The sequence below is a fragment of the Micromonospora psammae genome, from assembly GCF_036902725.1.
In the GTDB taxonomy this organism is placed as follows: domain Bacteria; phylum Actinomycetota; class Actinomycetes; order Mycobacteriales; family Micromonosporaceae; genus Micromonospora.
This window is the reverse complement of the sequence record NZ_JBAKHM010000004.1, coordinates 187,735-212,791: the sequence shown is the minus strand read 5'-3', so window position 1 is coordinate 212,791 and position 25,057 is coordinate 187,735. Positions and strand designations below refer to the sequence as shown.

Here is a 25,057-nt window from a genome sequence, read left to right as displayed (position 1 = left end):
TACCGTCCGGTCGTCATGAGACCCGCAACCACCGTGCCCCGCTCACCCGCCACGGACCGGGTCCCGGTCCGGGACCGGGGCGACCTGGTCGTGCTCGGCGTGGAGGCGGCGCTGCTCGCCGCGGCCGTCGCGGTCGGGGCGGTGCTCAACCGGCGGGGGGTCGGCCTGCACGCCGACGCCGCTCCCGTCTACGCCACCTGGCGGCCGCACGTCGGCTGGGGCACCCCGGCCGCCCTGCTGGTGGCCGTCGTCGTGCTCGGCCCCGGCTGGCGCTGGGCGCGGACCGCGCGGTGGGGCCCGCTGCTGGCCGCCGGCTGGCTGGCCGCGGTGGCCTGGACGCTCGCCCTGGCCCTGGTGGACGGCGGGTCGGCGGGGCTGACCCGGCGGCTCACCACACAGGCGGAGTACCTGCACGAGGTGCCCCGGGTGGTCGACGTCCGGCAGATGCTGGCCGGGTTCGCCGACCGGATCATCGACTTCCAACCCGACTCGTGGTCCACCCACACCGCCGGCCATCCGCCGGGCGCGCTGCTGGTCTTCGTGGGGCTGGACCGGGTCGGCCTCGGTGGGGGGACGGCGGCAGCGCTGACCTGCGTGCTGGTGGGGGCGACGGTGGCGGTGTCCGTCCCGGTCGCGCTGCGGGCGCTGGGCGCCCCCGACGCGGCCCGGGCCGTGCTGCCGTTCCTGGTGCTGCTGCCCGGCGCGGTCTGGGTGGGCGCCTCGGCCGACGGCATCTTCACCGGCGTGGTCGCCGCCGGGCTGGCACTGCTCGCGGTCCGGGGACCGGGGACGGCGCTGGTCGGCGGGCTGCTGCTCGGCTTCGCGCTCTACCTGTCGTACGGGTTCGTGCTGGTCGGTCCGCTGGCGCTGGTGGTGCTGGCGCTGCGTCGGGACCGCCGGGCGACCGCCCTGCTCGCCGGCGCCGCCGGGGTCGCCGCCGTGGCGGCCGTGTTCACCCTCGCCGGCTTCCAATGGTGGGAGGGGTACGACCGGGTGGTGGAGCGCTACTACCAGGGTTGGGCGGCCGACCGCCCGTACGGCTACTGGGTCTGGGCGAACCTGGCCGCGCTGCTGCTCTCAGCCGGTCCGGTGCTCGGGCCGGCCCTGCGCCGCACGCTGGTCGCCGCCCGCGCGGGCTGGCGGTCGACGGGGCCGGTTGCGCTGGCCCGGGCGACGGGGCCGGGTGCGCTGGTCCAGGCGACGTTGTCAGGCCGGGCGGCGGGGCCGGATCCGGCAGCGGCGGCGGGCCAGGCGGCGGCGCTCGCTGGACGGGTCCGGGGCCTCGGAGCGGTGGTGCTGCTACCGGCGGCCGCCGCGCTGGCGGTGGTCGCCGCCGACCTGTCCGGGCTGAGCAAGGCCGAGGTGGAGCGGATCTGGCTGCCGTTCGTGGTCTGGCTCCTGGTCGCCGCCGCCCACCTGCCCGCGCCGGCCCGGCGCTGGTGGCTGGGCGGGCAGGCGCTGACCGCCCTCGCCGTCAACCACCTGCTGTTCACGGTCTCCTGACCGTCAGCTGATAACGCAGCGTAACGTCCGTCCACCCGGATGTCGCGACGAGCGTGATGACTCTGAGGTATCAACATGCCTCACAGTCATCACGCTCGTTTTGAAATCCGCCCGGCGGGCGACACCGCTCCCGGGCTGCAGGCCGACCGGCGCTCACGCCCGCTCTCCGCCCGACGGCGGGGCGGCGGGCGGCGGTCAGACCGCCAGGGCGGCGGGCTCCCGCAGCGGATCGGTGGCGAAGGCGGTCACCCCGTCGACGAAGCGCACCCGCGCCGCGTAGCCCAGCAGTTCCCGCGCCCGGCCGGGGTCGGCGACGACGTGTCGTACGTCGGCCGCCCGGGCCCCGCCCACCACCTCCGGTTCCGGGCCGCCCATCGCGCGGGCCAGCGCCTCCGCCAGGTCGCCGACGGTGTGCGGTTCACCGGAGCAGACGTTCACCGGCACGAAGGCGTCCGGAGCGGGCGAGGCCAGCGCCAGCAGGTTCGCCCGGGCCACGTCGGTGACGTGCACGAAGTCCCGTCGCTGCCGGCCGTCCTCGTACACCCGGGGCGGCCGGCCGTCGGCCAGTGCCGACCGGAAGATCGACGCCACCCCGGCGTACGGGGTGTCGCGGGGCATCCGGGGGCCGTAGACGTTGTGGTAGCGCAGCGCCCACACCCCGCCCCCGGTCTGCCGGGCCCAGGCGGCGGCCAGGTGCTCCTGGGCGAGCTTCGTCGCCGCGTACGTGCTGCGCGGCTCCAGCGGGGCGTCCTCCGGGACGAGGGTGGGGGTGAGCGTGCCGGAGCAGTCCGGGCAGGTCGGGTCGTACCGGCCGGCGGCCAGGTCGGCGGCGCGTCGGGGGGCGGGCCGGACGACGCCGTGCCGGGCGCACTCGTAGCGACCCTCGCCGTAGACCACCATGCTGCTGGCCAGCACCAGGCGGGACACCCCGGCCCGGTGCATCGCGGCGAGCAGCACCGCCGTGCCGTAGTCGTTGTGGCTGGCGTACCCGGGGGCGTCCGACGGGTCCAGCCCGTGGCCCACCATGGCGGCCTGGTGGCAGACCGCGTCCACACCGGAGAGCAGCCGGTCGAGCAGCTCCGGGTCCCGCACGTCGCCGATCACCGGATCGTGCCGGCGCACCCACCCGGGCAGTTCCCCTCCGTGTGCCTGCGGCAGCAGCGCGTCCAGGCCGACCACCTCGTGTCCCTCGGCCGCCAGCAGGTCGGCGACCTGCGATCCGATGAAACCGGCCGCGCCGGTGAGCAGTACCCGCATTCCCGTCACGCTAGGACAACCCGGGACGCCCGCGGGCCGGTTCGGCTCGGACGTCAGCACTCCGTAAGGGGCCGGCGGTAAGCCTTCGGTAATGCGGCGAAGCGGACGCCCCGGAGGCGTCGGCGGCTAGCGTCCTGCACGAGGGCCCCGCCGCGCGGACCGTTCCGCCCGGCGCCCGGCCGGCCGCCGTCGTCCACAGGAGGTTCCGTGCCCGCCAGTTCCCCGCCGCCCCCGGCGGGCGATTCGACGCCCGTCCCGGCGCGGCTGTGGCGGGGACTGGACCGGCGCCGGCCACCCGGCGTCGACGCGGTCGCGGGCGCCTGGCGCAGCCCGGTCCGTGGCCCGTGGCTGACCTCGGTGTTCGGTGTGGCGCTGCTCGCCACGCTGCCCCTGGTGATCGTCACCGGCCTGTTGGACTGGATCGCCTACGGTCCCCGGTTCGGCCAGTCCTTCCCGCGCGACGTGGGCTGGCTGCGGCCGCCCGTGCCGGACTGGCCGACCCGACCTGCCTGGCTGTTCCGGGTCACCCAGGGTCTGCACGTCACGCTCGGCATCGTGCTGGTCCCGGTGGTGCTGGCGAAGCTCTGGTCAGTGGTGCCGAAGCTCTTCGACTGGCCGCCGGCCCGCTCGGCCGCCCAGGTGCTGGAACGGCTGTCGCTGCTGCTGCTGGTCGGCGGGATCCTCTTCCAGACCGTCACCGGCCTGCTCAACATCCAGTACGCCTACCTGTTCGGCTTCGACTTCTACACCGCCCACTGGTACGGCTCCTGGGTCTTCACCGCCGCCCTGGTCACCCACGTCTCGATCAAGCTGCCCCGGGTGTTCACCGCGCTGCGGGGGCCCGGCCACGCGCGTACCCCGCTGGAGCGGACCCGTCCGGAGCCGCCGGATCCGGACGGCCTGGTGGCCCGGCGGCCCGGCCCGGCCACCATCAGCCGGCGCGGGGTGCTGGCCCTGACCGGCGGGGGCGCGCTGCTGCTGGCGGCGCTGACCGTCGGGCAGAGCATCGACGCGCTGCGCCGCACGGCGCTGCTGCTGCCCCGGGGCCGGCAGCCCGGCGGCGGGCCGAACGGCTTCCCGGTCAACCGCACCGCCGCCGCGGCCGGCATCGCGCCCGCCGAGACCGGGCCGGACTGGCGGCTGACCGTTCGCGGCGCGCGGCGCACCGTCGAACTGGACCGGGCCGCGCTGCTCGCCCTGGCCCAGCACACCGCCCGGCTGCCGATCGCCTGCGTGGAGGGCTGGTCCACGTCGCAGACCTGGACGGGGGTCCGGCTGCGGGACCTCGCCGCCATGGTGGGGACACCCGACCCGGCGTCGGCACGGGTCCGGTCGCTGGAGCGGGCCGGCCAGTTCAACCAGGCGGCCCTCCAGGCCAACCAGGTACGCGACGGCGACTCGCTGCTCGCCCTGCGGGTCAACGGCGTCGACCTCTCCCCCGACCACGGCTGGCCGGCCCGGATCATCGTCCCGGCACTGCCCGGGGTGCACTGCACCAAGTGGGTCCGGGAGATCGTCTTCGAGGAGCGGTCCGGTGGCTGAACTCCGCCGCCGCTACGGCGCCGCCCCCTGGCACCTGCTGCTCCTGATGGGCTGCTTCACGGTGACCGGGTGGATCGTGCTGCGGCTGGCCGGCGAGCCGACGGCCGTCCGGATGCTGCTCTGGTTCCTCGGCGCGGTGATCGCCCACGACCTCGTCCTCTTTCCGGCGTACGCCGCCGTCGACCGGGGGCTGCGCGCCGCCCTGGTCCACCGGGACCGGACCGCCGCGGGCCGCCCGCCGGTCCCGTCGGCGCTGAACCACGTCCGGGTCCCCGCGCTCGCCGCCGGGCTGCTCCTGCTGGTCCACCTCCCCGGCGTGCTGGGTCTGGGCGACGACACCTACGAGGCGGCGACCGGCCTGGCGCCCCGGCCGCTGCTCGGTCGCTGGCTCGCGGTGACCGGGGTGCTCTTCGCCGCCAGCGCGCTCCTCTACGGCCTGCGCCGGCTGCGACGCGCCGGCGCCCCCACCCGCCCCCGCGGCTGACGTCCGGTCACCCGGGCCGGCCACCACGGGATGCGGCAGGTCGCAGCCGTCCACCCGCCCGGACACCCCGACCTGCCGCATCCCGGTGGATCAGGCGGTCAGGAACCCACCCGCGCCGGCTCGGCGGCCGGCCGGTCGCCGACGCTCGCGGCGTCGTCGGCGGTCGGGGCATCGTCGGCGCCGTGGTCGTCGTCGACCATCGTGGTCTCGTCGAAGGGACGCTCGCCGGCCAGCACCGCCCGCGCCTGCTCCCGGTCGAACTCGCCGGTCCAGGTGCCGACCAGGACGGTGGCCACCGCGTTGCCGGCGAAGTTGGTCAGCGCCCGGGCCTCGGACATGAACCGGTCGATGCCGACGATCAGCCCGACCCCGTCGACCAGGTCGGGCCGGTGCGACTGGAGACCACCGGCGAGGGTGGCCAGGCCGGCGCCGGTGATGCCGGCGGCGCCCTTCGAGGCGATGATCATGAAGACCAGCAGCGACACCTGCTCGCCCACGGAGAGCGGGTCACCCATCGCGGAGGCGATGAAGAGCGAGGCCATGGTCAGGTAGATCGCGGTGCCGTCCAGGTTGAAGGAGTACCCGGTGGGCACGGTGATGCCGACGACCGGCCGGCTCACCCCGACGTGCTCCATCTTCGCGATGAGCCGGGGCAGCGCCGACTCCGACGACGAGGTGGAGACGATCAACAGGAACTCCCGGCCCAGGTAGCGCAGCAGCGAGAAGATCGAGATCTTGGCGACCAGCCGGAGCAGGAGACCGAGCACCACCACGACGAAGACCAGGCAGGTGGCGTAGAAGCCGAGCATGATCTGGACGAGGCTCTTGAGCGCGTCCAGGCCGGTCGCGCCCACCACGGCGGCGATCGCGCCGAACGCCCCGATCGGGGCCAGCCACATGATCATGGCGAGGATCTTGAAGACCAGCCGCTGGATCACGCCGACCGCGCGCAGCACCGGCTCACCCCGGCTGCCCATGCCCTGCACCGCGAAGCCGACCAGCAGGGCGACCAGCAGCGTCTGGAGCACCTCCCCGCCGGTGAGCGAGGAGAGCAGCGACGTCGGGATGACACCGAGGAGGAAGTCCACCGTCCCCTCGCTCGACCCGCCGGCCGCCTCCTGTCCCGCCCCGGCCAGCTCGGCGTTGAGCCGCAGGCCGGCCCCGGGGTGGATCAGGTTGCCGACGACCAGCCCGATCGCGAGCGCGACCGTGGACATGACCAGGAAGTAGCCGAGCGCGAGGCCGCCGACCTTGCCGACCTTGGCCGCCTGCCGTACCGAGCCGACGCCGAGCACGATGGTGCAGAAGATGATCGGGCTGATCATCATCTTGATCAGCGCGACGAACCCGGTGCCGAGGGGCTTGAGCTCCTTGGCCAGCTCCGGGACGGCGAAGCCGACCACGATGCCGGCGAGGACCGCGACGATCACCGCGAGATACAGGTAGTGGGTGCGGTCCCGGCGGGGCCGCACGGCAGGTGTGGTGGTGGAGGTCTGCATGGGTGAGACTGTGGCCCAGGTCTCAGCCGGAAGCAGCCTTGCGTTCATTCTGTTCACCGCAGTGAAGTGTCGACGTGACGACGACCTGATCAGAGGGGACATGACCGCACGGAAGTGGAGCATCGCGGCACAGCTCTTCGCCCTGCAGGCGCTGGTCGTCACCCTGCTCGTCGCCGCCGGCGCGGTCGGCGCCGCCCTCCTCGCCCGCGCCGACGCCCGGGAGGCCGCCACGGACGAGGTGCTCGCGGTGGCCGAGACGGTCGCCCGGTCGCCCGAGGTGATCGCCGCGCTGCGCGCCCCCGACCCGGCGGCCACGCTCCAGCCGTACGCCGAATCGGTGCGGACCGGGACGGGCACGGACTTCGTGGTGGTGATGGCACCGAACCGGACCCGGTACTCCCACCCGGACCCGGCCCGGGTCGGCCAGCCGTTCATCGGCGACATCGGCCCGGCCCTGGCCGGCCGCCCGCACACGGTGGTCAACACCGGCACCCTCGGCGAGTCGGTGCGCGCAGTGGTGCCGGTACGCGGCACGGACGGCGCGGTGACCGGGCTGGTCTCGGTCGGCATCACCACCGAGTCGATCAATCAGAGGCTGCTGGGTCGGGCGCCCGCCCTGCTCGCCGTCACGGCGGTGGTGCTGGCCCTGGCGGGGCTGAGCTCCTGGCTGCTGAGCCGGCGACTACGGCGGCAGACCCACGGCCTCGGCCCGGCCCAGATGACCCGGATGTACGAGTACTACGACGCCGTCCTGCACTCGGTCGGCGAGGGACTGGTGGTCGTCGACGCCGGTGGGCGGATCGCCCTGGTCAACGACGAGGGGCGCCGCCTGCTGGGGATCGACCCGGACGCGTCGGTGGTCGACCGGCCGCTCACCGGCCTGGGCCTGCCCCCGGCGCTGGTCGAGCTGGTCACCTCCGGCCGGGCGGCACACGACGAGCTGATCCTCACCGGCGACCGGGCGCTGGTCGCCAACCAGCGTCCGACCGCGCTCGACGGCCACGCCCAGGGCAGTGTGCTGACCCTGCGCGACCACACCGAGCTGCGCGCGCTCAGCAGCGAGCTGGACTCGGTGCGCGGGCTCACCGAGGCGCTGCGCGCCCAGGCGCACGAGGCCGCCAACCGGCTGCACACCGTGCTCACCCTGGTCGAGCTGGGGCGGACCGACGAGGCCGTCCGGCTGGCCACCGAGGAGCTGGCCCTGGCCCAGCAGCTCACCGACCAGGTGGTCGGGGCGATCGCCGAGCCGGCGCTCGCCGCGCTGCTGCTCGGCAAGTCCGCCCAGGCGGCGGAGCGGGGCGTCGAGCTGAGCGTCGACCCGCAGTCCCGGCTCGACGTGGGCGCGCTGCCCACCGCCGACCTGCTCACCGTCGTGGGCAACCTGGTCGACAACGCCCTGGAGGCGGTCGCCACGGCGGAACCACCCCGCCGGGTACGCGTCCGCGTGGTCGCCACCGACGGGGAGGTCGTCGTGGAGGTGGCCGACAACGGTCCCGGACTGCCCCCGGGCCAGGTCGCCGACGCGTTCCGCCGCGGCTGGTCGACCAAGCGCGCCGGCCGAGGGCTGGGGCTGGCCCTGGTCGGGCAGGTCGTCGCCCGGCACGGCGGCCGGTACGAGGTGGGCCCCGCGCCGGAGGGCGGCACCGTCTTCCGCATCCGGCTGCCGGTGCGGCTGGAGACCCCGGCATGAGCGACGAGATCCGGGTGCTGATCGTGGAGGACGAGGAGCTGATCGCGCAGGCGCACCGGGTGTACACCGAGCGGATCCCCGGGTTCCGGGTGGTGGCGGTGGTGCCGACCGCCAGCGCGGCGATGAGCGTGCTGCGCTCCGGCGACCAGGTGGACCTGGTGCTCCTCGACTTCAACCTGCCGGACCTGCACGGGCTGGAGGTGTGCCGGGCGATGCGGGCCGCGGGCAGCTCCGCCGACGTCCTCGCGGTCACCTCGGCCCGGGACCTGAGCATGGTCCGCGCGGCGGTCGCCCTCGGGGTGACGCACTACCTGCTCAAGCCGTTCACCTTCGCCGCCTTCCGCGACAAGCTGGAACGGTACGCCGCGTACCGGGCGCAGGCGTCGGGCGGTGGCGCGGTGGCGGCGCAGCACGAGGTGGACCGGATGCTCGCCACGCTGCGCGGGACCGCGCCGGGCACCCTGCCCAAGGGGCTCGTCGCGCCGACCCTCGACGCGGTGCTGGAGGCGCTGCGCAGCCGTCCCGGGCAGTCGGCGTCGGAGGTGGCCGAGCGGACCGGCATGTCCCGGGTCACCGCCCGGCGTTATCTGGAGCACCTGGCCGACACCGGCCGGGTGGTCCGGAGCCCCCGCTACGGGACGCCGGGACGCCCGGAGGTCGAGTACCGGCCGATCTGACCGGCGTCGCCTCAGCGCTGGCCGGGCGTGAGTCGGACCCGGCGCAGCAGTTGCGCGTTGAGCGCCACCACGATGGTGGAGGCGGACATCAGCACCGCCCCGACGGCCGGGGAGAGGGTGATCCCGGCCCAGGCCAGCGCGCCGGCCGCGAGCGGGATCGCCACCACGTTGTACCCGGCCGCCCAGGCCAGGTTCTGCACCATCTTCCGGTACGACGCCCGGGACAGCCGGATCACCGCGGTGACCCCGCGCGGGTCGGAGGAGGCCAGGACGACCCCGGCCGACTCGATCGCCACGTCGGTGCCGGCGCCGATGGCCAGACCGACGTCGGCGCGGGCCAGGGCGGGTGCGTCGTTGACCCCGTCCCCGACCATCGCCACGGTCAGCCCCCGGGCCCGCAGGTCGGCGACCACCCGGTCCTTGTCGGCGGGGAGGACCTCGGCGAAGACCTCGTCGACGCCGGGGCGGAAGCCCAGGTCGGCGGCGACCGCCTCGGCGACCGGCCGGGCGTCCCCGGTGATCATGGCGATCGTCCGGACGCCCTGCGCGCGCAGCTCGGCAATGGCCGCGCGGGCCTCGGGACGTACCTCGTCCTCCAGCGCGAAGGCGCCGACCGCGGTGGGCCGTCCGGTCTCCGGCCGGCGGACCAGGTGCAGCACCACCGCGCCCCGGGCCGACCAGTCCCGGGTGACGCCGGCCAGCTCGTCGCCGACGGTGGCGTCCAGTTCCCGCAGCAGGGCGGGGCCGCCCACCGCCCACGTGGTGCCGTCGACGACGGCCTGTACGCCCCGGCCGGTCAGGGACCGGAAGTCCCGGGCGACCGCCCGCAGTCCCCGGTCGTGCGCGACCGTCGTCAGGGCCTTGGCGAGGGGGTGTTCGCTGTCGGCCTCGACGGCGCCAGCGACGCGCAGCACCTCCTCCTCGCTGACGCCCCGGGCCGCGGCGGTCCCGGTGACGGTGTGCCGGCCCAGGGTCAGGGTGCCGGTCTTGTCGAAGAGCACCGCGTCCACGGTGCGCATCCGCTCCAGGGCGAGCCGGTCCTTGACCAGGATGCCGGCCCGCGCCGACAGCGCGGTGGAGAGCGCGATGACCAGCGGGATGGCCAGCCCGAGGGCGTGCGGGCAGGCGATCACCAGCACCGTCACGGTGCGGACCACGGACTGGTCCGGGTCGCCCAGCGCCCACCACAGCCCGAAGGTGACCAGCGCGGCGGCCGCGGCGACGTAGAAGAGGGTCGCGGCGAACCGGTCGGCGAGCACCTGGGCGCGTCCGCTGGAGGCCTGCGCCTGGGCGACGAGCCTCCCGATGCCGGCCAGGGCGGTCTCCTCGCCGACGGCGTCGACGCGTACCCGCAGCGAGGAGTCGGTGGCCACGGTGCCGGCCACCACCCGGTCCCCGACGGCCCGCGGCACCGGGCGGGACTCCCCCGTGATCATCGACTCGTCCAGCTCGGCGCCGCCGTCGACGATCACGCCGTCGGCCGGCACCCGGCCACCGGGACGGACCAGCACCACGTCGCCGACCCGCAGCTCGGCGACCGGCACCCGGTGCACGCCGCCGTCCTCGGCGATTCGTTCGGCGTCGTCGGGCAGCAGGGCGGCCAGCGCGGCGAGCGCGCCGTGGGCCTGGCCGAGGGCCTTCATCTCCTGCCAGTGGCCCAGCAGCATGATGGTCACCAGGGCGGCCAGCTCCCACCAGAAGTCCAGGTCGAAGGCGCCGACGCTGGTCGCCAGCGAGGCGAGCCAGGCCACGGTGATGGCCATCGAGACCAGCAGCATCATGCCCGGGGCGCGGTCCCGCACCTCGCGGACGCCGCCGACCAGGAACGGCCATCCGCCGTAGCAGAAGACGACCGAGCCGAGGACCGGGCCGACCAGGTCGACTCCCGGGAAGTCGAGGGAGTAACCGAACCAGTCCATCACCATGTGACTGGTCGCGATGATCGGCAGGGTGAGGGCCAGGCTCAGCCAGAACTTGCGACGGAACTGCTCGGGGTCGTGACCGGCGTGCTTGTCGTGCCCGGCGGGTTCGTGTCCCATGCCGTCCACCTCCGCCGCCGCCGTCCACCCCCCGAGGGGGGTAAGGGATCGCACACCCGCCCGCTCATGATGCTGCGCCCCGCCGGCCGGCACGGCGGAATCGGCGCGGACGACCCCGGCGGCGGTGCTCAGGCCCGGCTCGGGGCGAAGCGGGCGAGGGGGTTGACCAGGGTGCCGACGAGTTGCAGGGCGCCGGCCGGGTCGGCGAGGTCGACCATCTGCTGGTTGTCCCGCAGCTGGAGCCGGTTGAGGCAGGAGAGCGCGAACTCCGGGGCGAACAGGTCGTACCGGCGCAGCCGGTCGGCCAGGTGCGGCACCCGGTCGGCGTAGTCGGCCGCGCACCCGGCGACCGTCCGCCAGAAGGCCTCCTCGTCCAGGACGCCCTCGGTAACCAGGATGGCGCCGAGGTGGCGCAGGAAGCCGTCGAGGACGTCGGTGAAGATCGACAGCAGCTTCATCTCCTCGGGGACGTCGGCCCGGATCCGTCGCACCGGCGGGGGCAGGTCGGCCTGCGGGTCCATCACCACGATCTCCTCGGCGATGTCCTTGAAGATCGCCCGCTCCACCGTCGCGCCGTCGAGGACCAGGATGACGTTCTCGCCGTGCGGCATGAAGGCCAGGTCGTGGGCGTAGAAGCTGTGCAGCAGCGGGGTGAGGTAGGCGTCGAGGTAGCGGCGCAGCCACGCCTCGGGGGTCAGCCCCGACCGGGCGATCAGCGCGGCGGCCAGCGACCGGCCGTCGGCGTCCGCGTGCAGCAGGGCGGCCATGCTGGCCAGCCGCCGGCCCGGCGCCAGGCCGGGGACCGGACTCTCCCGCCACAACGCGGCCAGCATCTTCCGGTACGGGGAGTACCGGTCGGTCGCCGCCTCGTACTGCCGGTGCCGGTAGCCGATGGCGGCCCGCTCCCGGATGATCGTCAACCCGGTCTCCCGGAGCACCTCGTCGCCGGCGATCAGCGCGGCGAGCCAGTCGTTGATCGCCGGGGTGGCCTCCATGTACGCGGCGGAGAGCCCGCGCATGAAGCCCATGTTCAGCACGGAGAGGGCGGTCTTGACGTAGTGCCGGGTCGGGTCGGTCAGGTTGAAGAAGGTGCGGATGGACTGCTGGGCGAGGTGTTCGTCCGGGCCGGGGCCGAGGCAGACCAGCCGGCGCTGCGCCACCTCGGCGGCGAAGGTGACGGCGAGCTTGTTCTCCCACTGCCACGGGTGCACCGGGAGGAACAGGTAGTCGGCGGGGTCGAGGCCGAGCCCGGTGAGGGTGTCGGTGAAGCCGGCGACGGTGTCGGCGCCGAGTTCGCCGCGGATCAGGCTGTCGTGGTCGAGCTCCGGCGAGCAGGTGAAGGTGGTGTGGTCGCGGTGGGCGGCCAGCCAGACGAGGCGTACCGGGTGGGCCGCCTCCGGGGCGTACCGGTGGTAGTCGTGCAGGCCGAAGCCGATCCGGCCGTTGTTGGCGACGAAGCCCGGATGACCCTCGGTCAGCCGCGTCTCGATGGTCTGGAAGTCGGCGCGGGCCAGGTCGGCGGCGGCCACCGCCGGCCGGGCCAGCTTGTACGCGGTGCTGGCGAGGGTGGAGCTGATCTCCTCCAGGTAGACGGGGAGGACCCGGTCGCCGAGGCCCAGCGCGCCGCGCAGCTCGACGCAGAGGTCGAGGGCGTCCAACGGCAGCTCGGTGTCGCCCCGGTGGCGGGTGATGCTGTCGGCGTCGATCCACCAGTGGTCCAGGGCCAGCAGCCGGGCGGCGAACCGGTACGCGACCGTGCCGTCGTCGCTGCGTACCTGGTAGCGGCGCTGCTCCGGCGGCGGGCCGGACGGCTCCGGGGCCAGCGGTTCGGGGGTGAGCAGCCGCTCGTGGGCGAACTCGGCGAGGGCCTTGCGGACCAGCAGCCGGTTGACCCGGGCCCAGGTCTCCGGCGTCAGGTGGTCGAGGGGTGCGAGCGGGTTCACGCGGGTACGTCTCCTCGGGTGGCGGCGTGAAACTGGTCCCGGGTGCAGACGCTGAGCAGCGCGTCCTTCTCGGGCTTGGCGACGGTGCCGACGACGGTGAAGCCGACGGCGGCGTTGAGCCGGTGCACGGCGGTGTTGCGGACGTCCGGCTCGACCACCACGCGACGGGTCGCCAGGTCGGCGAAGAGCCACGCCACGACGGTGGTGATCACGGCCCGGGTGAAGCCGTGCGCCGGGGTGTCGGTGGGCGCGCAGAGGAAGTGCATGCCCACGTCCCCGGGGCGGGCGTCGTGGAGTCCGACCAGCTCGACGTGCGCGGGGTCGTAGCGCTCGGCGAGGAAGGCCGGTCGGCCGCGCCAGAGCCCGACGAAGGCGTCGTGGTGCGGGTGGGCGGCGATCCGCCGGTACTCCTCGGCGACCCGGGCCACGTCGGCGTCGCCCATCAGCCAGAACGCGGCCTTCGGGTGGGTCACCCAGCCGTGCAGCAGCGCGGCGTCGGCGTCCGGGTCGAGGGTACGCAGGGCGAACTCGCCGAGCCGGTCGTCGACCCGGCGGTGGACGGTGGCGGTCACGAGGCGGCTCCCACCGGCGCGCCGAACTCCTGGAAGGTGATGCTCTTCTCGATCGGGTAGTACTCCCGGCCGAGCAGCTCGCGGATGATCCACGAGTTGCGGTACGGGCCCATGCCCAGGTCGGGTGAGGTGATGCTGTGCGTGTGGGTGCCAGCGTTCTGGAGGAAGATGCCCCGCCCGGTGTGGTCGATGCTGTAGTTGCGGGCCACGTCGAACCGGCCGCGCGAGTCCCAGCGGATCCGGTCGCGGACCGGGGCGAGGAACTCGGGCACCCGGTAGCGGTAGCCGGTGGCCAGGACGAGTCCCTCGGTCTCCAAAATGAAGTCGCGGCCCTGCTCGACGTGGCGCAGCCCCAGCGTGTACGTCCCGCGGGCCGCGTCGTGGGCAGCGCTGGTCAGCGCCGTGCCGGTCAGCAGCCGGGTCGGCACCGGGCCGTGCACGCTGCGGGCGTAGAGCAGGTCGTAGATGTCGTTGATCAGGTCGGCGTTGATCCCCTTGAACAGCGGCTTCTGCGCGGACTCCAGCTCGTAGCGGGTCGCCTCGGGCAGGGCGTGGAAGTAGTCCACGTAGTCCGGCGAGGTCATCTCCAGGGTGAGCTTGGTGTATTCGAGGGGGAAGAAGCGCGGTGAGCGGGTGACCCAGTTCAGCTGGTAGCCGTGGGCGTCGATGTCGGCGAGCAGGTCGTGGTAGATCTCGGCCGCGCTCTGCCCGCTGCCGACCACGGTGATGCTCCGCTTCGCCCGCAGCGCGGCCCGGTGCTCCCGGTACCGCGAGTTGTGCAGCACGTCGCCGCCGAGCCCCCGACACGCGTCGGGCACGTGCGGCGGGGTGCCGGTGCCGAGCACCAGGTGCCGGGCCCGGTGGGTGACCGGCTCCCCGGCGACCGTGGCGTGCACGACGTACCGGTCGTCGGCCGGGTCGTGCACGACGGCGGTGACCTGGTGGCCGAAGCGCACGGTGGGCAGCTTCGCGGCGGCCCACCGGCAGTAGTCGTTGTACTCGCCGCGCAGCGGGAAGAAGCTCTCCCGGATGTAGAACGGGTAGAGCCGTCCGGTCTCCTTCAGGTAGCTCAGGAAGGAGTACGGGGAGGTGGGGTCGGCGAGGCTGACCAGGTCGGCGATGAACGGTGTCTGCAGCCGGGTCGACTCCAGCAGCATGCCGGGGTGCCAGTCGAACTCGGCCCGGGCCTCCAGGAAGAGGCCGTCGAGGTCGTCGACCGGCGCGGTCAGGCAGGCCAGCCCGAGGTTGTACGGGCCCAGCCCGATCGCGATGAAGTCGTGCGTCGACACGGAGTTCTCCATGGTGCTCAGGCGACCGGGCAGGACAGCTCGGCGGCGGTCCGGGTGCGCACGTACCGGCTCGCGTGCCCGGCGATCAGGTCGAGGACGTGGGCCACGTCGTCGAGAGTGGTCTCGGGGTTGAGCAGGGTCAGCTTCAGGTGGTGGGCGCCGTCCACCCGGGTCCCGGCGACCAGGGCGGCGCCGGAGGCGGCCAGCGCCTCCCGGGCGTACAGGTTGGCCTCGTCGGCGAGGAGCCGTCCCGGCCCCGCCGGCAGGTAGCGGAAGACCACCGTGCTCAGCGGCGACCGGGTCACCACCTCGAAGCGGGGATCCTCGGTGAGCAGCCGCCAGACGTCGGCCGCCCGGTCCAGGACCTCGTCGAAGAGCGCGCCGACCGCGTCCGGCCCCATGACCCGCAGGGTGAGCCAGAGCTTCAGGGCGTCGAAGCGCCGGGTGGTCTGAATGCTCTTGTCGACCTGGTTGGGGATCCGCTGGGTGACCGCCCGGGCCGGGTTGAGGTAGTCGGCGTGCCAGGTGGCGTGCCGCAGCACCCGCCGGTCGCGGACCAGCAGGGCGCTGGAGCTGACCGGCTGGAAGAAGGACTTGTGGTAGTCGACGGTCACCGAGTCGGCCCGCTCGATGCCGTCGAGCAGGTGCCGCCGGGTCGGCGACACCAGCAGCCCGCAGCCGTACGCCGCGTCGACGTGCAGCCACACGCCGGCGGCGGCGCAGCGCTCGGCGATCGGCGGCAGCGGGTCGACGGTGCCGAAGTCGGTGGTGCCGGCGGTGGCGACCACGGCCATCACCAGCAGGCCGTCGCGCCGGCACCGGTCGAGCTCCCGGCTCAGTTCGGCGACGTCCATCCGCCGGTCGGCGTCGGTGGGCACGGTGACGACCGCGTCCGCGCCGAGACCGAGCAGCTTCGCCGCCTTCTGGACGCTGAAGTGCCCGGCCGCCGAGGTGAGGATCCGCAGCCGGGAGAGCAGCTGCGGGCGGGTCGGCCGGGCGCCCGGGGCGCCGGCGGCCCGGGCACAGGCCTCCTCGCGGGCCAGCAGCATCGCCTGGAGGTTCGACTGGGTCCCGCCGCTGGTGAAGATTCCGTCCGCGTCGGGTCCGAGGCCGATCCGCTCGGCCGTCCAGTCGACCAGCCGCCGCTCGATCAGCGTGGCGCCGGCGCTCTGGTCCCAGGTGTCCAGCGAGGAGTTCACGGCGCTGAGCACCGCCTCGCCGAGCAGGGCGGGGATCACCACCGGACAGTTCAGGTGCGCCAGGTAGCGGGGATGGTGGAAGTAGACGGCGTCGCGCAGGTAGACGTCCTGGAGTTCGTCGAGGGCCGCCTCGGTCCCGCCCAGCGGCTCGTCCAGGTCGATCCCGGCGATCCGCGGGGCCAGCTCGTCCGGGGTGACGCCGGTGAACGGCCGGTCCGCGCCGGCCACCCGGGTCGCCACCCGCTCGATCCCGTCGGCGAGCACCCGCCGGTACCGCTCGACCGAGCCGCTGGTGAACAGGTGGGCGCGGGCGGACGACCCGGGTGTCACCCGGGTCGGAGGTGTGTCGACGGTGCTGCCGGGCAGGCTCATGGCGGTCCTCATCGGTCGGGAGTGGACACAGTGGACGGCGTCCTCGGCTCGAACGATCGAGCCAAGTTAGGTTAGCCTAACCTACGGAAGCGGGTGTCATCGCCGCGCCGATCGCGGGAACCAAACCGCCGGTACGCGCCTCAGCGCGGGCCCGAGTTGCGCAGCACGATGCGCAGGTTCTCGCCGATGTCCTGGGTGAGCGGATCACCCGGGCCGAACCTGCCCACCGCCGCCTGGTAGGCCGGTTCGAGGATGTCCAGGGCGGTCGGCACGTCGCCGACCATGAAGAGCGAGACACCGAGGGTCTTGGCGGTGGCCAGGGTGTCCGGGTGGGCCGCGCCGAGCTTGCGGCGCTTGCGGGCCACGGTGTCCCGGAGGACCGCGAGCCCCTCGTCCCACTGATGTGCCACGGCGAGCGCGCAGCCGAGGTTGTGGGCGTACATCAGCGTCGCGGGATGGTTGCGGCCGAACGCGTCGACCGCCCGGCGGTGCGCCCGGCGGTGCTGGTCGGCCGACTCGCCGAGCCGGCGCAGCCGGAACAGGGCGGACCCGAGCCGGTCCAGGGTGGTGATCGTCTCCGGATGGTCGGGGCCGAGTTCGCGCTCGCAGTCGACCAGCAACGCCCGCCAGGCCCGTTCGGCGGGCGCGTACTGGCCCGCGTCGAACAGCGCCAGCGCGCCGCGTGCGCGCCGGTCGAGGTCGGCGGGCAGGGGTCTGGGCCGGGGCCTCGGAAACCTCATCGGACCGTCCCTCCGGGTTGTCGGACCTACACGGGACCGGCCTTGCCGAGCCGGTCGTCCAGTGCCCGCCCCTCGGCCACGCTCATCTCGGCCCCGGCCACCGGCAGTCCGAGCGCCGCGGCGAGGTCGCGCAGTCGCAGGTCGATGGCGGACTCGATCAGCTCGGCCAACTCGGCGAGCGTGTCGCGGGCGCGTCGCCAGGCCGTGAGCAGCATGCCGGCCCCGACGAGCAGTGCCGGCCACCACCGCGCGCCGAGCGCCAGGTAGAGCGTCGCCCAGCCGACCAGCGTGACCGCCTCGGTGTACCGGGTCCGCGCGTCGCTGATCGGCCGGCGCGCGTCCTCGTCGAGGAGCAGCCACAGCCGTGGCCACACCAGCGCCGCGCTGACGTGGTACTGCGCCCGCACGCGCGCCTCGACCAGCCGGACGCGGTCGCCCAGCCACGTCGGCCGCTGCGGCAGGTACGCGGCGACGGCCGGCACGTCCGCGCGGCGGGCGGCGGCGAGCAGGCGGGAGCGGCGCGACCACCGGGAGCGGGTGATCAACTGACCGGTCAGGAACCGCTCGCGCAGCCACCACCGCTGTGCCAGCCGCCCGAGTCCGGTCGCGGCGGTCCCGGCCAGGCCGGCGGCGGCGACGACCGCGGCGACGGCCACCACCAGCCGTCCCGGTCGCGCCGCGAGGGCCCGGCCGGCGCGGTCGGCCGCCGCCGCGAGGTGTTCGAGGTCGAACGCCCGGGCGTGACCGAGCGCCACGGCGACGGCGGCGACGGCGACCAGGAGCAGGCCCGGCAGGAGGATCGCGGTCACCCAACGGCCACTGACGCGCTTGCCGACCTCGGTGAGGACTCCGATCATGCGGGCCGCATCGGCGCGTCGAAGGCGGTGCACCGGGGCGGGTGCCCCTGTTCGTCGCGGAACCCACGGCGCGGGCACCGCTCCTGCGGGCAGGTGTACTCCCCCGCGCCGACGCCCGGCGGTCGGCTTGTCCCAGGGAGTCCGGCCAGCCCGACGGTGGGCCGGTCGGACCAGCCGCGGTGGTGGACGTCGGACTCGGGGGGCCACCACTTGAGCAGGGCCCGCCGCGCCGACCCGCCGGCCCGGACCCGGTCGGCGTCGCGGTCGAGCCGGTCGAGAACCCCGTTGCTGCGGGCCTGGTCGCGCAGCGCGGGCAGCACGGTGCACCACGCGGCCAGAATGTCGGCTTCGGTCTCCACCTGCGCGGCCTCCAGGTCCTCGGCGGGCCCTCGATTGTATCGACCATCCTCTACTGTGGGTGCCGGGCCGACCACCGGGAGGTGTCGACGTGTTCAGGCGGCATCGGGGGCCGAGGACCACCGACGACCGGGTCGGCGCGGTGCTGCGGGAGGTCCGAGGGTGGCTCGCGCACCACGACGAGTCCGGCGAAGTGGCCAGCCTCGACGAAGCGGTCGCCGCGGGCCACCACGCGCTGGCGCTCTGCGGCGCCGACGCGCCGGAACGGTTCGCGGCCCTGCTGGTGCTCGGCGAGGCGCTGGCCCTGCGCGCTGAGGCCAGCGGCTCTTCGCAGGACCTCGCGGAGAGCGTCGAGGCCTACCGGGAACTGGCCCGGCTGGCGCCGACCGAGCAGCCCGACATGACGGGATCCGCCCTGCGCGCCTTCGCCGGCCTGTCCCTGCGGCTCGGCCTCGTCACGGGCGTCCAACGGCACGTGGTGGAGGCCGTGCTCGCGGCCCGGGAGCTCCACGACCTCGGCTCGTCGACCGGTGCCGCCGTGCTCCACTCCGCCGCCGCGGAGCTCCTCGGGCACGCGGTCCTCCTGCTGCCGCCCGACCACGCCGACCGCGCCGCGCTGGCCGCCCTGCGCGGCGCCGCCCTGATCAAGTGGACGGAGCTGACCGGGGACCCGGCGCGGCTCGACGAGGCGACCGAGGAGGTGGAGCGGGCCGTCCGGCTGTGCCCGTCCGACGACCCCAACCGCCGGCACTTCCTGGCCCTGCTCAGCGAGGTCCGCCGGTTCCGGTACGAACGCGACGGCACCCTCGACGCGCTCGACGCGGCGCTGGCGGCCGCGCGTGACGTGCTCGACCTCTTTCCGGCGGGCCATCCCGTGTCGACGGCCATGCTCCACAACCTCGGCCTGCTGCACCGGGACCGCCATGACCTGACCGCCGACATGGCCGACCTCGATACCGCCACGCGGTACCTGCGGCTGGCCGCCGATACCGCCGCGGACCCGGCGACGCGGGCCTCCGCCGAGCACGCCCTGGCGGTGGTGGCCGACCTGCGTGGCCCGCTTCCGCCGGTCCACGTCCCACCCGGCCTCGAATTCGTCGCCGGGCCGGGCACGATTCCGCGCCGGCCCCCGGCCGAGGTCGGCGACGACGTGAACGAGCTGGCCCGACACGCCGCCGCCCTCTCCGACCTGCTCGAGGAGTACGAAAGCAACGGGGACCCCGCGGTGCTGGAGCGGATCCGCGACGACGGGCACACCCTGCTGGCCCGGCTGCCCGCCGGGCACCCCGGTCGGTGGATGGTCGGCATCCCGCTCGGTCCCGCGCTGATGCGCCGTTTCGAGACCCACGGGCAGGCGGCCGACCTGGACGAGGCGATCGAGCTGCTCCGGGAAGCGCTCGGACGCCCCGTCCTCAGCCCCGCCCACCTCGACGGCGAGCTGGTGAACCTGGCCGCGGCCCTGATCAACCGGTTCCTGCGGGACCGCAGCGGCGCCGACCTGGACGAGGCGATCGCCCACACCCGTCGCGCCGTCGAGCTGACCGACGGGGACGAGCCGGAACACGCCCGCTACCTGCTCACCCTGGGCAGCGCGCTGGTCTACCGGTTCCAGCATTACGGGCGACGGTTCGACCTCGACGAGGCGATCGGGGTCGGGCAGGCGGCGCTCGAGTCGGCCGGCACGGCGGCCGACGCCACCCTCGCCCGGGCGAACCTCGGCAACCGGCTGCGCGAACGCTTCCTCCTCGACCGCGACCCGGCCACCCTGGACGCGGCCGTGGCGCACCTGCGCGCGGCCGTGACCGTCGACGGCGGCCCGTCCCTGCGGCTCAACCTGGCCCTGGCCCTGCGCGACCGCGGGACCGGGCCGGGGAGCGTCGACGATCTGGTCGACGCGGTCGCGCAGTACCGGGTGGTGCTCGCCACGGCACCGGAGCGGTCGCCGGTCCAGGTGACCGCCCGGTTGGGCCTGGCCCAGGTGCTCGCCGACCTCGACCGGGTCCACGAGGCCCTCGACGTGCTCGACGGGGTCGCCGGGAGCGGTGCGGGTCGGTCCTTTGAGCGGATGGACGCGCTGGTGATGCGGGCCGGGCTGCGGGCCGAAGTCGCCGCCGGCGGTCGCGGCGACTGGAGCGCCGCGGCCGGGGCCTACGCCGACGCGGTGGACCAGTTGCAGCTGACCGTGTGGCGCGGGCTGGACGCCGCCGACCGGGACCGGCTGGTCGGCCGGTGGGCGAACGTGGCGTGCGACGCGGCGGCGGCGGCCGTGGCGGCGGGCCGACCGGAACGCGCCGTGGAACTGCTCGACCACGGCCGGTCCCTGTGGTGGGGGCAGGTGCTCGACACCCGGGGCGACCTGACCGCGCTGCAGGTGGCACACCCCGACCTCGCCGAGCGGCTGGCCGCCCTGCGGACGGCACCCGACCCGCCGGCGTCGTCCGACGCGCGGGGAGCCGCCGAGCGCAGGCGGCGGCAGGCCGAGGAGTGGGACGAGGTCGTCGCGGCCGTCCGCGCCCGGCCCGGCTTCGCGCACTTCCTCCGGCCCACCCCGTTCGCCGACCTGGCCGCGATGGCGGCGGACGGGCCGGTGGCGCTGGTGAACGTCAGCCGCCACCGGTGTGACGCGCTGGTCCTCACCGCCGCGGGCGTACGCGTCGTGCCGCTGCCCGACCTGACCGTGGAGCAGGCGTACGAACGGACCCGGGGGTACCTCGACGCGGTGGCCCGGGCCGGCGTGGGTGGCGCCTCGTCGGGGCCACGCGAGCAGCTGCTCCTGGCCTACCTGGAGTGGCTGTGGGAGGTGGTGGCGGCGCCCGTGCTCGCCGCGGTCCCGACCGGCGGGCGGCTGTGGTGGTGCCCGACCGGGCCGCTCGCCCTGGCCCCGCTGCACGCGGCCGGCTACCACGACCCGGAGGACGCGCCCGCCGGGCGTGCCGTACTCGACCGCGTGGTGTCCTCGACGACCCCGACGCTGCGGGCCCTGCGGCACGCCCGCCGCCCCTCGACCGCCCGGGTGCACCGGCCGCTCGTGGTCGCCTGCGACCAGCGGCCCGGCTACGTGGCCGGGTTGCCCGACCTGCCCTCCGCGGCCCGGGAGGCCGCTCTGCTACGCGCCCGCTTCCCCGACGCCACCACGGTGACCGGGTCGTCGGCGACCAGGGCGCGGGTCATGGAGCTGCTGGCCGGGCGGAGCTGCGTCCACTTCGCCTGCCACGGTGAGACCGGGGCGGGGGGCCGGGCCGCGCTGTATCTCGCCGACGCCCCGCTGACCATGACCGACCTCAGCCGGCTCGACCTCGGCGGCGGCCATCTGGCGGTCCTCCTCGCCTGCCACACCGCCATGGGCGGCCACGATCTGCCCGACGAGGCCGGTCACCTCGCCGCCGCGCTACAGATCGCCGGCTTCCGGCACGTCGTGTCGACCCTCTGGGCCGTCGGCGACGAGACCGCCGCCGCCGTCGCCGACGACCTGTACCGGGAGATGACCGCACCCGACGGCGCCCTCGACCCGTCCCGGGCGGCGGACGCGCTGCACGCCGTCACGCGGGACCTGCGGCGGCGGCACCCCTACCAGCCCAGCAGGTGGGCGCCGTTCGTCCACCACGGGTGACCCTCGACGCCGGTCCGCCGGTGGTCGGCCGTGCGCCGGGTCGTCCGCCTCCTCCCTCGGTAGGAGATGCGCTCCGACCGCCGGCCGCGACCGGGGCCTCCGGTCGGACGCGGCCGGGCGGGCGGCTCAGCAGCATCTACAGATATGACTACCGCACTGCACCGGGCGGCACACTGGCACCGCCCACTGATGCTCCTCGTCGCGGCGATGGCGGTGCTCGCCGTCGTCTGCGCGGTCGGCCTCGTCGCCGACCCGCGCGTCCTCACCAGCGCGCCGATCTGGCTCAAGCCGTTCAAGTTCTCCGTCTCCTTCGTGCTGTACGGCGCCACCCTCGCCTGGATGCTCGCCCTGCTGCCCCGGCGCAGCCGGATCGCGGAGTGGGCGGGCACCGTCATCGTCGCGTCGTCGCTGATCGAGATGGTGGTGATCGTCGGGCAGGTGCTGCGCGGCACGACCAGCCACTTCAACGGGACGACCCCGCTGAACGCCGCCCTGTTCACGGCGATGGGTGCGTCGATCGCCGTGCTGTTCGTCGCGCACCTGGTCATCGGGATCGTGGTGTTGCGACGGCGGATCGCGGACCGGGTCGCCGCGCACGCGATCGGGTGGGGGCTCGGCCTGTCCCTGCTGGGCATGCTGGCGGCGGTGCCGATGGTGCTGCCCGCCCAGGAGCCCGGGATCGATGGGATCAGCGGGGCGCACAGCGTGGGCGTACCGGACGGCGGACCCGGGCTGTCGCTGGTCGGCTGGAGCACCACCGGCGGGGACCTGCGGATCGGGCACTTCGTGGGACTGCACGCGCTGCAGGCGCTGCCGATCCTGGCGATCCTGTTGAGCCGGTTCCTCGGCACCCGGCTGGACGAGCGCACCCGGGTACGGCTGCTGGGCGTCGCGGGCGGCGCCTACGGCGTACTCACGGTGCTGTTGACCTGGCAGGCCCTGCGCGGGCAGCCGCTGCTGCGTCCGGACGCGGTCACGCTGGCCGCCGGGGCGGCCCTGGTGGTCGCGACGGCGACCGCCACGGGCGCGGTGCTGGCCCGGCGGCGCAGGCCGGAACTGGCGCTGGCCGCATGACCGCCGCGCTGTTCTCGCTGACCTTCACGCTGGCGGCACCGTTCTGGGCGCTGATGATCGTGCTGCCGCGCTGGTCCTGGACCGCCCGGATCGTCTCCTCCCCGCTGATCGTGCTGCCGGTCCTGGCGATCTACGCGCTGCTGGTGGTTCCGGCGTTCGACGAGGTGCTGCCGGTCGTCACGGCGCCGACCCTGGTGGGCGTGCGCGACCTGCTCGGCACCGCGGACGGCGCGGCGGCGGCCTGGGCGCACATGCTCGCGTTCGACCTGTTCGCCGGTCGGTGGGCGTGGCTCGACAGCCGGGAACGGGGGGTGCCGGCGCTGGTCATGGCCCCCGTGCTGGTGCTGACGATCCTGCTCGGGCCGCTCGGCCTGGCCGCCTACCTGGGAGTCCGGACCTGGTGGGTCCGCCCGGCGGTGGCTCCTGCCGCCGAGCCGCAGCGCCTAGGCTGACCGGCGTGGGGTGGACGGGGCGGCTGTTCGACGCGCGCGACACGTTCGTGCGGATGCTGCTGCTCGACCTCAGCGGCGTCGGCTACCTGGTCTTCAACGTCCACGAGGGACGCGGAGCGACGACGACGCAGTGGGTCCTCGCGACGGTCGCGTTCGCCGCCGCCCTGGTCCTGCACCGCCGGCCGCTGGTCAACCTGGTGGCGCAGGCCGCGCTGCTGGCGGTCGCGATCGCCCTGATCGACGACACCACGATCAACCAGGTGGGCGCCAGCTGGGCGTTGCTGGAGCTGACCATGTGGGCGCGCCGGCCACGGACCATCTGGCTGGCCGCCGGACTGCTGGCCACGGTCGACCTCGCCGACTCGATCGGCGATCCGTTCCGACGGTTCGCCTCCGGCGTCTTCGGGCTGACCGTGGAGGTCGGCCTGCCGCTGCTGCTCGGCATGGTCATCCGGACCACCCGGGAGCTCGGCCGTCAGGCCGAGCAGCGGGCCGCGGAGGAGCAGCGGCGGCGCGAGTCGGAGAGCCGCGCCGCGCGCGCCGACGAACGCAGCGCCATCGCCCGCGAGCTGCACGACGTGGTCGCGCACCACGTGGCGTCGATGGTGCTGCGCGTCGGCGTGGCCCGGCACGTGCTGACCGGCCTCGACCCGCGGGTGGGCGAGGTCTTCGACGACGTGCACGGCACCGGGACCGCGGCCCTGGCGGACCTACGCCGGCTGGTCGCGGTCCTGCGCGACCCCGACGGGGTACGCGGCGACGCGGCGTTGACCGCGATCGAGCCGGCGGCGTTGCCGGCGGCGCTCGGCGCGGCGGTCGACCGGGCCCGTCAGGCCGGGGTCACGGTGGAGGCCGACATCGACCCGGCGGTCGGTGCGCTCGACGCGGTCCGGGGGCTGGCGGTGCTGCGCCTGACCCAGGAGGCGCTGACCAACGTGGCCAAGCACGCGGGTACGTCCGCACGGGCCCGCCTGACGGTCGCCGTAATGGACGGGGACGTCCACTGGGAGGTCTCGGACGACGGGCGCGGCTCGGTGTCGGTGGCGGTACCGCCCGGCGGCGGTCACGGCCTCACCGGCATGCGCGAGCGCGTCGAGGTGCTCGGCGGTCGACTGGAGGCCGGCCCGGCCGGCGCGGGTTGGCGGGTCCGCACCGTCCTGCCGTCCGGGGTCCGCGGGTCCGACCCGGCGCTGGCGGCCGCCCCGCCGGCACCCCGCGCCGGCGCGGCCACGGCCGCGCCGCACCCGCCGGAGCTGCGATGATCCGCGTCCTGCTGGTCGACGACCAGCACCTCATCCGGGCGGGCCTGCGGATGCTCTGCGACGCCCAGCCCGACCTCGAGGTCGTCGGCGAGGCCGACAACGGGCGGGACGCGATCAGCCTCGCCGCGCGGCTCGTCCCCGACGTCGTCGTCATGGACCTGCGGATGCCCGGCGTCGACGGGATCACCGCGACCAGCCGCATCCTCGCCGACCGGCCCGCCACCCGCGTCCTGGTGCTGACCACGTTCGGCGACGACGACCACCTCTATCCGGCGCTGACCGCCGGCGCCTGCGGTTTCCTGCTCAAGGACGCACCCCCCGCCGACCTGCTCGACGGCATCCGCCGGGCCGCCGCCGGTGACAGCCCCTTCAGTCAGGAGGTGCTGCGACGGCTGGTCCAGCGCGCGGTGCACGCCCGCGTCGAGGCGCCGCGACCGGCCCCGGGACTGACCGCCCGCGAACAGGACGTGCTGAACCTGGTCGCCGAGGGGCTGTCCAACACGGAGATCGCCGACCGGCTCCACATCGGCGTCACCACGGTCAAGACCCACATCACCAGCCTGATGACCAAGACCAACAGCCCCAACCGGGTACGCCTGGCCCTGTTCGCCCGGGGTGCCTGAACGGCGCGGTCTCCGT

Annotated in this window: 20 protein-coding genes; 10 read left to right on the top strand and 10 right to left on the bottom strand. The window is 74.8% G+C overall.

What is annotated here, in order from left to right; all coding sequences use genetic code 11:
* Nucleotides 1-15 precede the first annotated feature (15 nt).
* Nucleotides 16-1,503: a hypothetical protein gene (locus V6U79_RS09400; protein ID WP_334614277.1), complete on the top strand. Its 1,488-nt coding sequence runs from the start codon at nucleotides 16-18 to the stop codon at nucleotides 1,501-1,503.
* 195 nt (nucleotides 1,504-1,698) lie between these two features.
* Here the strand turns inward: V6U79_RS09400 and V6U79_RS09395 are convergent, their stop codons facing one another.
* Nucleotides 1,699-2,760 carry an NAD-dependent epimerase/dehydratase family protein gene (locus V6U79_RS09395; protein ID WP_334614276.1) on the bottom strand — a complete coding sequence of 354 codons (1,062 nt, stop codon included), beginning with the start codon at nucleotides 2,758-2,760 and terminating at the stop codon, nucleotides 1,699-1,701.
* A gap of 207 nt (nucleotides 2,761-2,967) precedes the next feature.
* On the opposite strand from V6U79_RS09395, the gene V6U79_RS09390 reads away from it, so the two are divergent.
* A complete protein-coding gene (locus tag V6U79_RS09390; protein ID WP_442933756.1) occupies nucleotides 2,968-4,302 on the top strand; it encodes a molybdopterin-dependent oxidoreductase in 1,335 nt (444 codons plus the stop codon).
* A complete protein-coding gene (locus V6U79_RS09385; RefSeq protein ID WP_442933755.1) occupies nucleotides 4,295-4,786 on the top strand; it encodes a hypothetical protein in 492 nt (163 codons plus the stop codon). The genes V6U79_RS09390 and V6U79_RS09385 overlap by 8 nt, the downstream gene beginning before the upstream one ends.
* Before the next feature lie 98 nt (nucleotides 4,787-4,884).
* Here V6U79_RS09385 and V6U79_RS09380 read toward each other — a convergent pair whose 3' ends face one another.
* Nucleotides 4,885-6,285: a cation:dicarboxylate symporter family transporter gene (locus V6U79_RS09380; RefSeq protein ID WP_334614275.1), complete on the bottom strand. Its 1,401-nt coding sequence runs from the start codon at nucleotides 6,283-6,285 to the stop codon at nucleotides 4,885-4,887.
* A gap of 100 nt (nucleotides 6,286-6,385) precedes the next feature.
* Between V6U79_RS09380 and V6U79_RS09375 the strand changes: the two genes are divergently transcribed.
* Both V6U79_RS09375 and V6U79_RS09370 read left to right on the top strand, forming a co-directional pair.
* The gene (locus V6U79_RS09375; protein ID WP_334614274.1) at nucleotides 6,386-7,975 is read left to right on the top strand and encodes an ATP-binding protein; all 1,590 of its coding nucleotides are present in this window, start codon (nucleotides 6,386-6,388) and stop codon (nucleotides 7,973-7,975) included.
* Nucleotides 7,972-8,652 (top strand): response regulator, encoded by a 681-nt coding sequence (locus tag V6U79_RS09370; protein WP_334522433.1) that lies wholly within the window; start codon nucleotides 7,972-7,974, stop codon nucleotides 8,650-8,652. Before V6U79_RS09375 ends, V6U79_RS09370 begins: the two co-directional genes overlap by 4 nt.
* 11 nt (nucleotides 8,653-8,663) lie before the next feature.
* Here V6U79_RS09370 and V6U79_RS09365 read toward each other — a convergent pair whose 3' ends face one another.
* The 8 genes from V6U79_RS09365 to V6U79_RS09330 all read right to left on the bottom strand — a co-directional run bounded on the left by V6U79_RS09365 (nucleotide 8,664) and on the right by V6U79_RS09330 (nucleotide 18,022).
* Complete coding sequence (locus tag V6U79_RS09365) at nucleotides 8,664-10,691, bottom strand: heavy metal translocating P-type ATPase (RefSeq protein ID WP_334614272.1); 2,028 nt, start codon at nucleotides 10,689-10,691, stop codon at nucleotides 8,664-8,666.
* Between the two features lie 128 nt (nucleotides 10,692-10,819).
* The gene (locus V6U79_RS09360) at nucleotides 10,820-12,634 is read right to left on the bottom strand and encodes an IucA/IucC family protein (RefSeq protein ID WP_334614270.1); all 1,815 of its coding nucleotides are present in this window, start codon (nucleotides 12,632-12,634) and stop codon (nucleotides 10,820-10,822) included.
* Nucleotides 12,631-13,206 (bottom strand): GNAT family N-acetyltransferase, encoded by a 576-nt coding sequence (locus tag V6U79_RS09355; protein ID WP_334614268.1) that lies wholly within the window; start codon nucleotides 13,204-13,206, stop codon nucleotides 12,631-12,633. Before V6U79_RS09355 ends, V6U79_RS09360 begins: the two co-directional genes overlap by 4 nt.
* Nucleotides 13,203-14,495: a lysine N(6)-hydroxylase/L-ornithine N(5)-oxygenase family protein gene (locus tag V6U79_RS09350; RefSeq protein WP_334614394.1), complete on the bottom strand. Its 1,293-nt coding sequence runs from the start codon at nucleotides 14,493-14,495 to the stop codon at nucleotides 13,203-13,205. Before V6U79_RS09350 ends, V6U79_RS09355 begins: the two co-directional genes overlap by 4 nt.
* Before the next feature lie 17 nt (nucleotides 14,496-14,512).
* On the bottom strand, nucleotides 14,513-16,066 hold the full coding sequence (locus tag V6U79_RS09345; protein ID WP_334614392.1) for a pyridoxal phosphate-dependent decarboxylase family protein: 1,554 nt from the start codon (nucleotides 16,064-16,066) through the stop codon (nucleotides 14,513-14,515).
* A 140-nt stretch (nucleotides 16,067-16,206) separates the two neighbouring features.
* Nucleotides 16,207-16,806, bottom strand: coding sequence for a tetratricopeptide repeat protein (locus tag V6U79_RS09340; RefSeq protein ID WP_334522448.1), 600 nt, complete (start codon nucleotides 16,804-16,806; stop codon nucleotides 16,207-16,209).
* A gap of 26 nt (nucleotides 16,807-16,832) precedes the next feature.
* The gene (locus V6U79_RS09335) at nucleotides 16,833-17,663 is read right to left on the bottom strand and encodes a hypothetical protein (protein WP_334522451.1); all 831 of its coding nucleotides are present in this window, start codon (nucleotides 17,661-17,663) and stop codon (nucleotides 16,833-16,835) included.
* Nucleotides 17,660-18,022, bottom strand: a complete 363-nt coding sequence (locus tag V6U79_RS09330; RefSeq protein ID WP_334522454.1) for a hypothetical protein — start codon at nucleotides 18,020-18,022, stop codon at nucleotides 17,660-17,662. The genes V6U79_RS09335 and V6U79_RS09330 overlap by 4 nt, the downstream gene beginning before the upstream one ends.
* 89 nt (nucleotides 18,023-18,111) lie before the next feature.
* Between V6U79_RS09330 and V6U79_RS09325 the strand changes: the two genes are divergently transcribed.
* The 5 genes from V6U79_RS09325 (at nucleotide 18,112) to V6U79_RS09305 (ending at nucleotide 25,041) form a co-directional block, all read left to right on the top strand.
* The gene (locus V6U79_RS09325) at nucleotides 18,112-21,630 is read left to right on the top strand and encodes a CHAT domain-containing protein (RefSeq protein ID WP_334614266.1); all 3,519 of its coding nucleotides are present in this window, start codon (nucleotides 18,112-18,114) and stop codon (nucleotides 21,628-21,630) included.
* 144 nt (nucleotides 21,631-21,774) lie between these two features.
* A complete protein-coding gene (locus tag V6U79_RS09320) occupies nucleotides 21,775-22,704 on the top strand; it encodes a hypothetical protein (RefSeq protein ID WP_334614264.1) in 930 nt (309 codons plus the stop codon).
* A complete protein-coding gene (locus V6U79_RS09315; RefSeq protein ID WP_334614262.1) occupies nucleotides 22,701-23,156 on the top strand; it encodes an ABA4-like family protein in 456 nt (151 codons plus the stop codon). Before V6U79_RS09320 ends, V6U79_RS09315 begins: the two co-directional genes overlap by 4 nt.
* 5 nt (nucleotides 23,157-23,161) lie before the next feature.
* Nucleotides 23,162-24,418, top strand: a complete 1,257-nt coding sequence (locus V6U79_RS09310) for a sensor histidine kinase (RefSeq protein WP_334614261.1) — start codon at nucleotides 23,162-23,164, stop codon at nucleotides 24,416-24,418.
* A complete protein-coding gene (locus V6U79_RS09305; RefSeq protein ID WP_334522469.1) occupies nucleotides 24,415-25,041 on the top strand; it encodes a response regulator transcription factor in 627 nt (208 codons plus the stop codon). The genes V6U79_RS09310 and V6U79_RS09305 overlap by 4 nt, the downstream gene beginning before the upstream one ends.
* The last annotated feature ends 16 nt before the right edge of the window (nucleotides 25,042-25,057 follow it).

What these genes read in the sequence shown, in the direction of transcription:
- V6U79_RS09400 (WP_334614277.1), top strand. Translation starts at nt 16, where the DNA reads ATGAGACCCGCAACCACCGTGCCCCGCTCACCCGCCACGGACCGGGTC.
- V6U79_RS09315 (WP_334614262.1), top strand. Translation starts at nt 22,701, where the DNA reads ATGACCGCCGCGCTGTTCTCGCTGACCTTCACGCTGGCGGCACCGTTC.
- V6U79_RS09395 (WP_334614276.1), bottom strand. Translation starts at nt 2,760, where the DNA reads ATGCGGGTACTGCTCACCGGCGCGGCCGGTTTCATCGGATCGCAGGTC.
- V6U79_RS09365 (WP_334614272.1), bottom strand. Translation starts at nt 10,691, where the DNA reads ATGGGACACGAACCCGCCGGGCACGACAAGCACGCCGGTCACGACCCC.
- V6U79_RS09375 (WP_334614274.1), top strand. Translation starts at nt 6,386, where the DNA reads ATGACCGCACGGAAGTGGAGCATCGCGGCACAGCTCTTCGCCCTGCAG.
- V6U79_RS09335 (WP_334522451.1), bottom strand. Translation starts at nt 17,663, where the DNA reads ATGATCGGAGTCCTCACCGAGGTCGGCAAGCGCGTCAGTGGCCGTTGG.
- V6U79_RS09320 (WP_334614264.1), top strand. Translation starts at nt 21,775, where the DNA reads ATGACTACCGCACTGCACCGGGCGGCACACTGGCACCGCCCACTGATG.
- V6U79_RS09340 (WP_334522448.1), bottom strand. Translation starts at nt 16,806, where the DNA reads ATGAGGTTTCCGAGGCCCCGGCCCAGACCCCTGCCCGCCGACCTCGAC.
- V6U79_RS09305 (WP_334522469.1), top strand. Translation starts at nt 24,415, where the DNA reads ATGATCCGCGTCCTGCTGGTCGACGACCAGCACCTCATCCGGGCGGGC.
- V6U79_RS09345 (WP_334614392.1), bottom strand. Translation starts at nt 16,066, where the DNA reads ATGAGCCTGCCCGGCAGCACCGTCGACACACCTCCGACCCGGGTGACA.
- V6U79_RS09380 (WP_334614275.1), bottom strand. Translation starts at nt 6,285, where the DNA reads ATGCAGACCTCCACCACCACACCTGCCGTGCGGCCCCGCCGGGACCGC.
- V6U79_RS09370 (WP_334522433.1), top strand. Translation starts at nt 7,972, where the DNA reads ATGAGCGACGAGATCCGGGTGCTGATCGTGGAGGACGAGGAGCTGATC.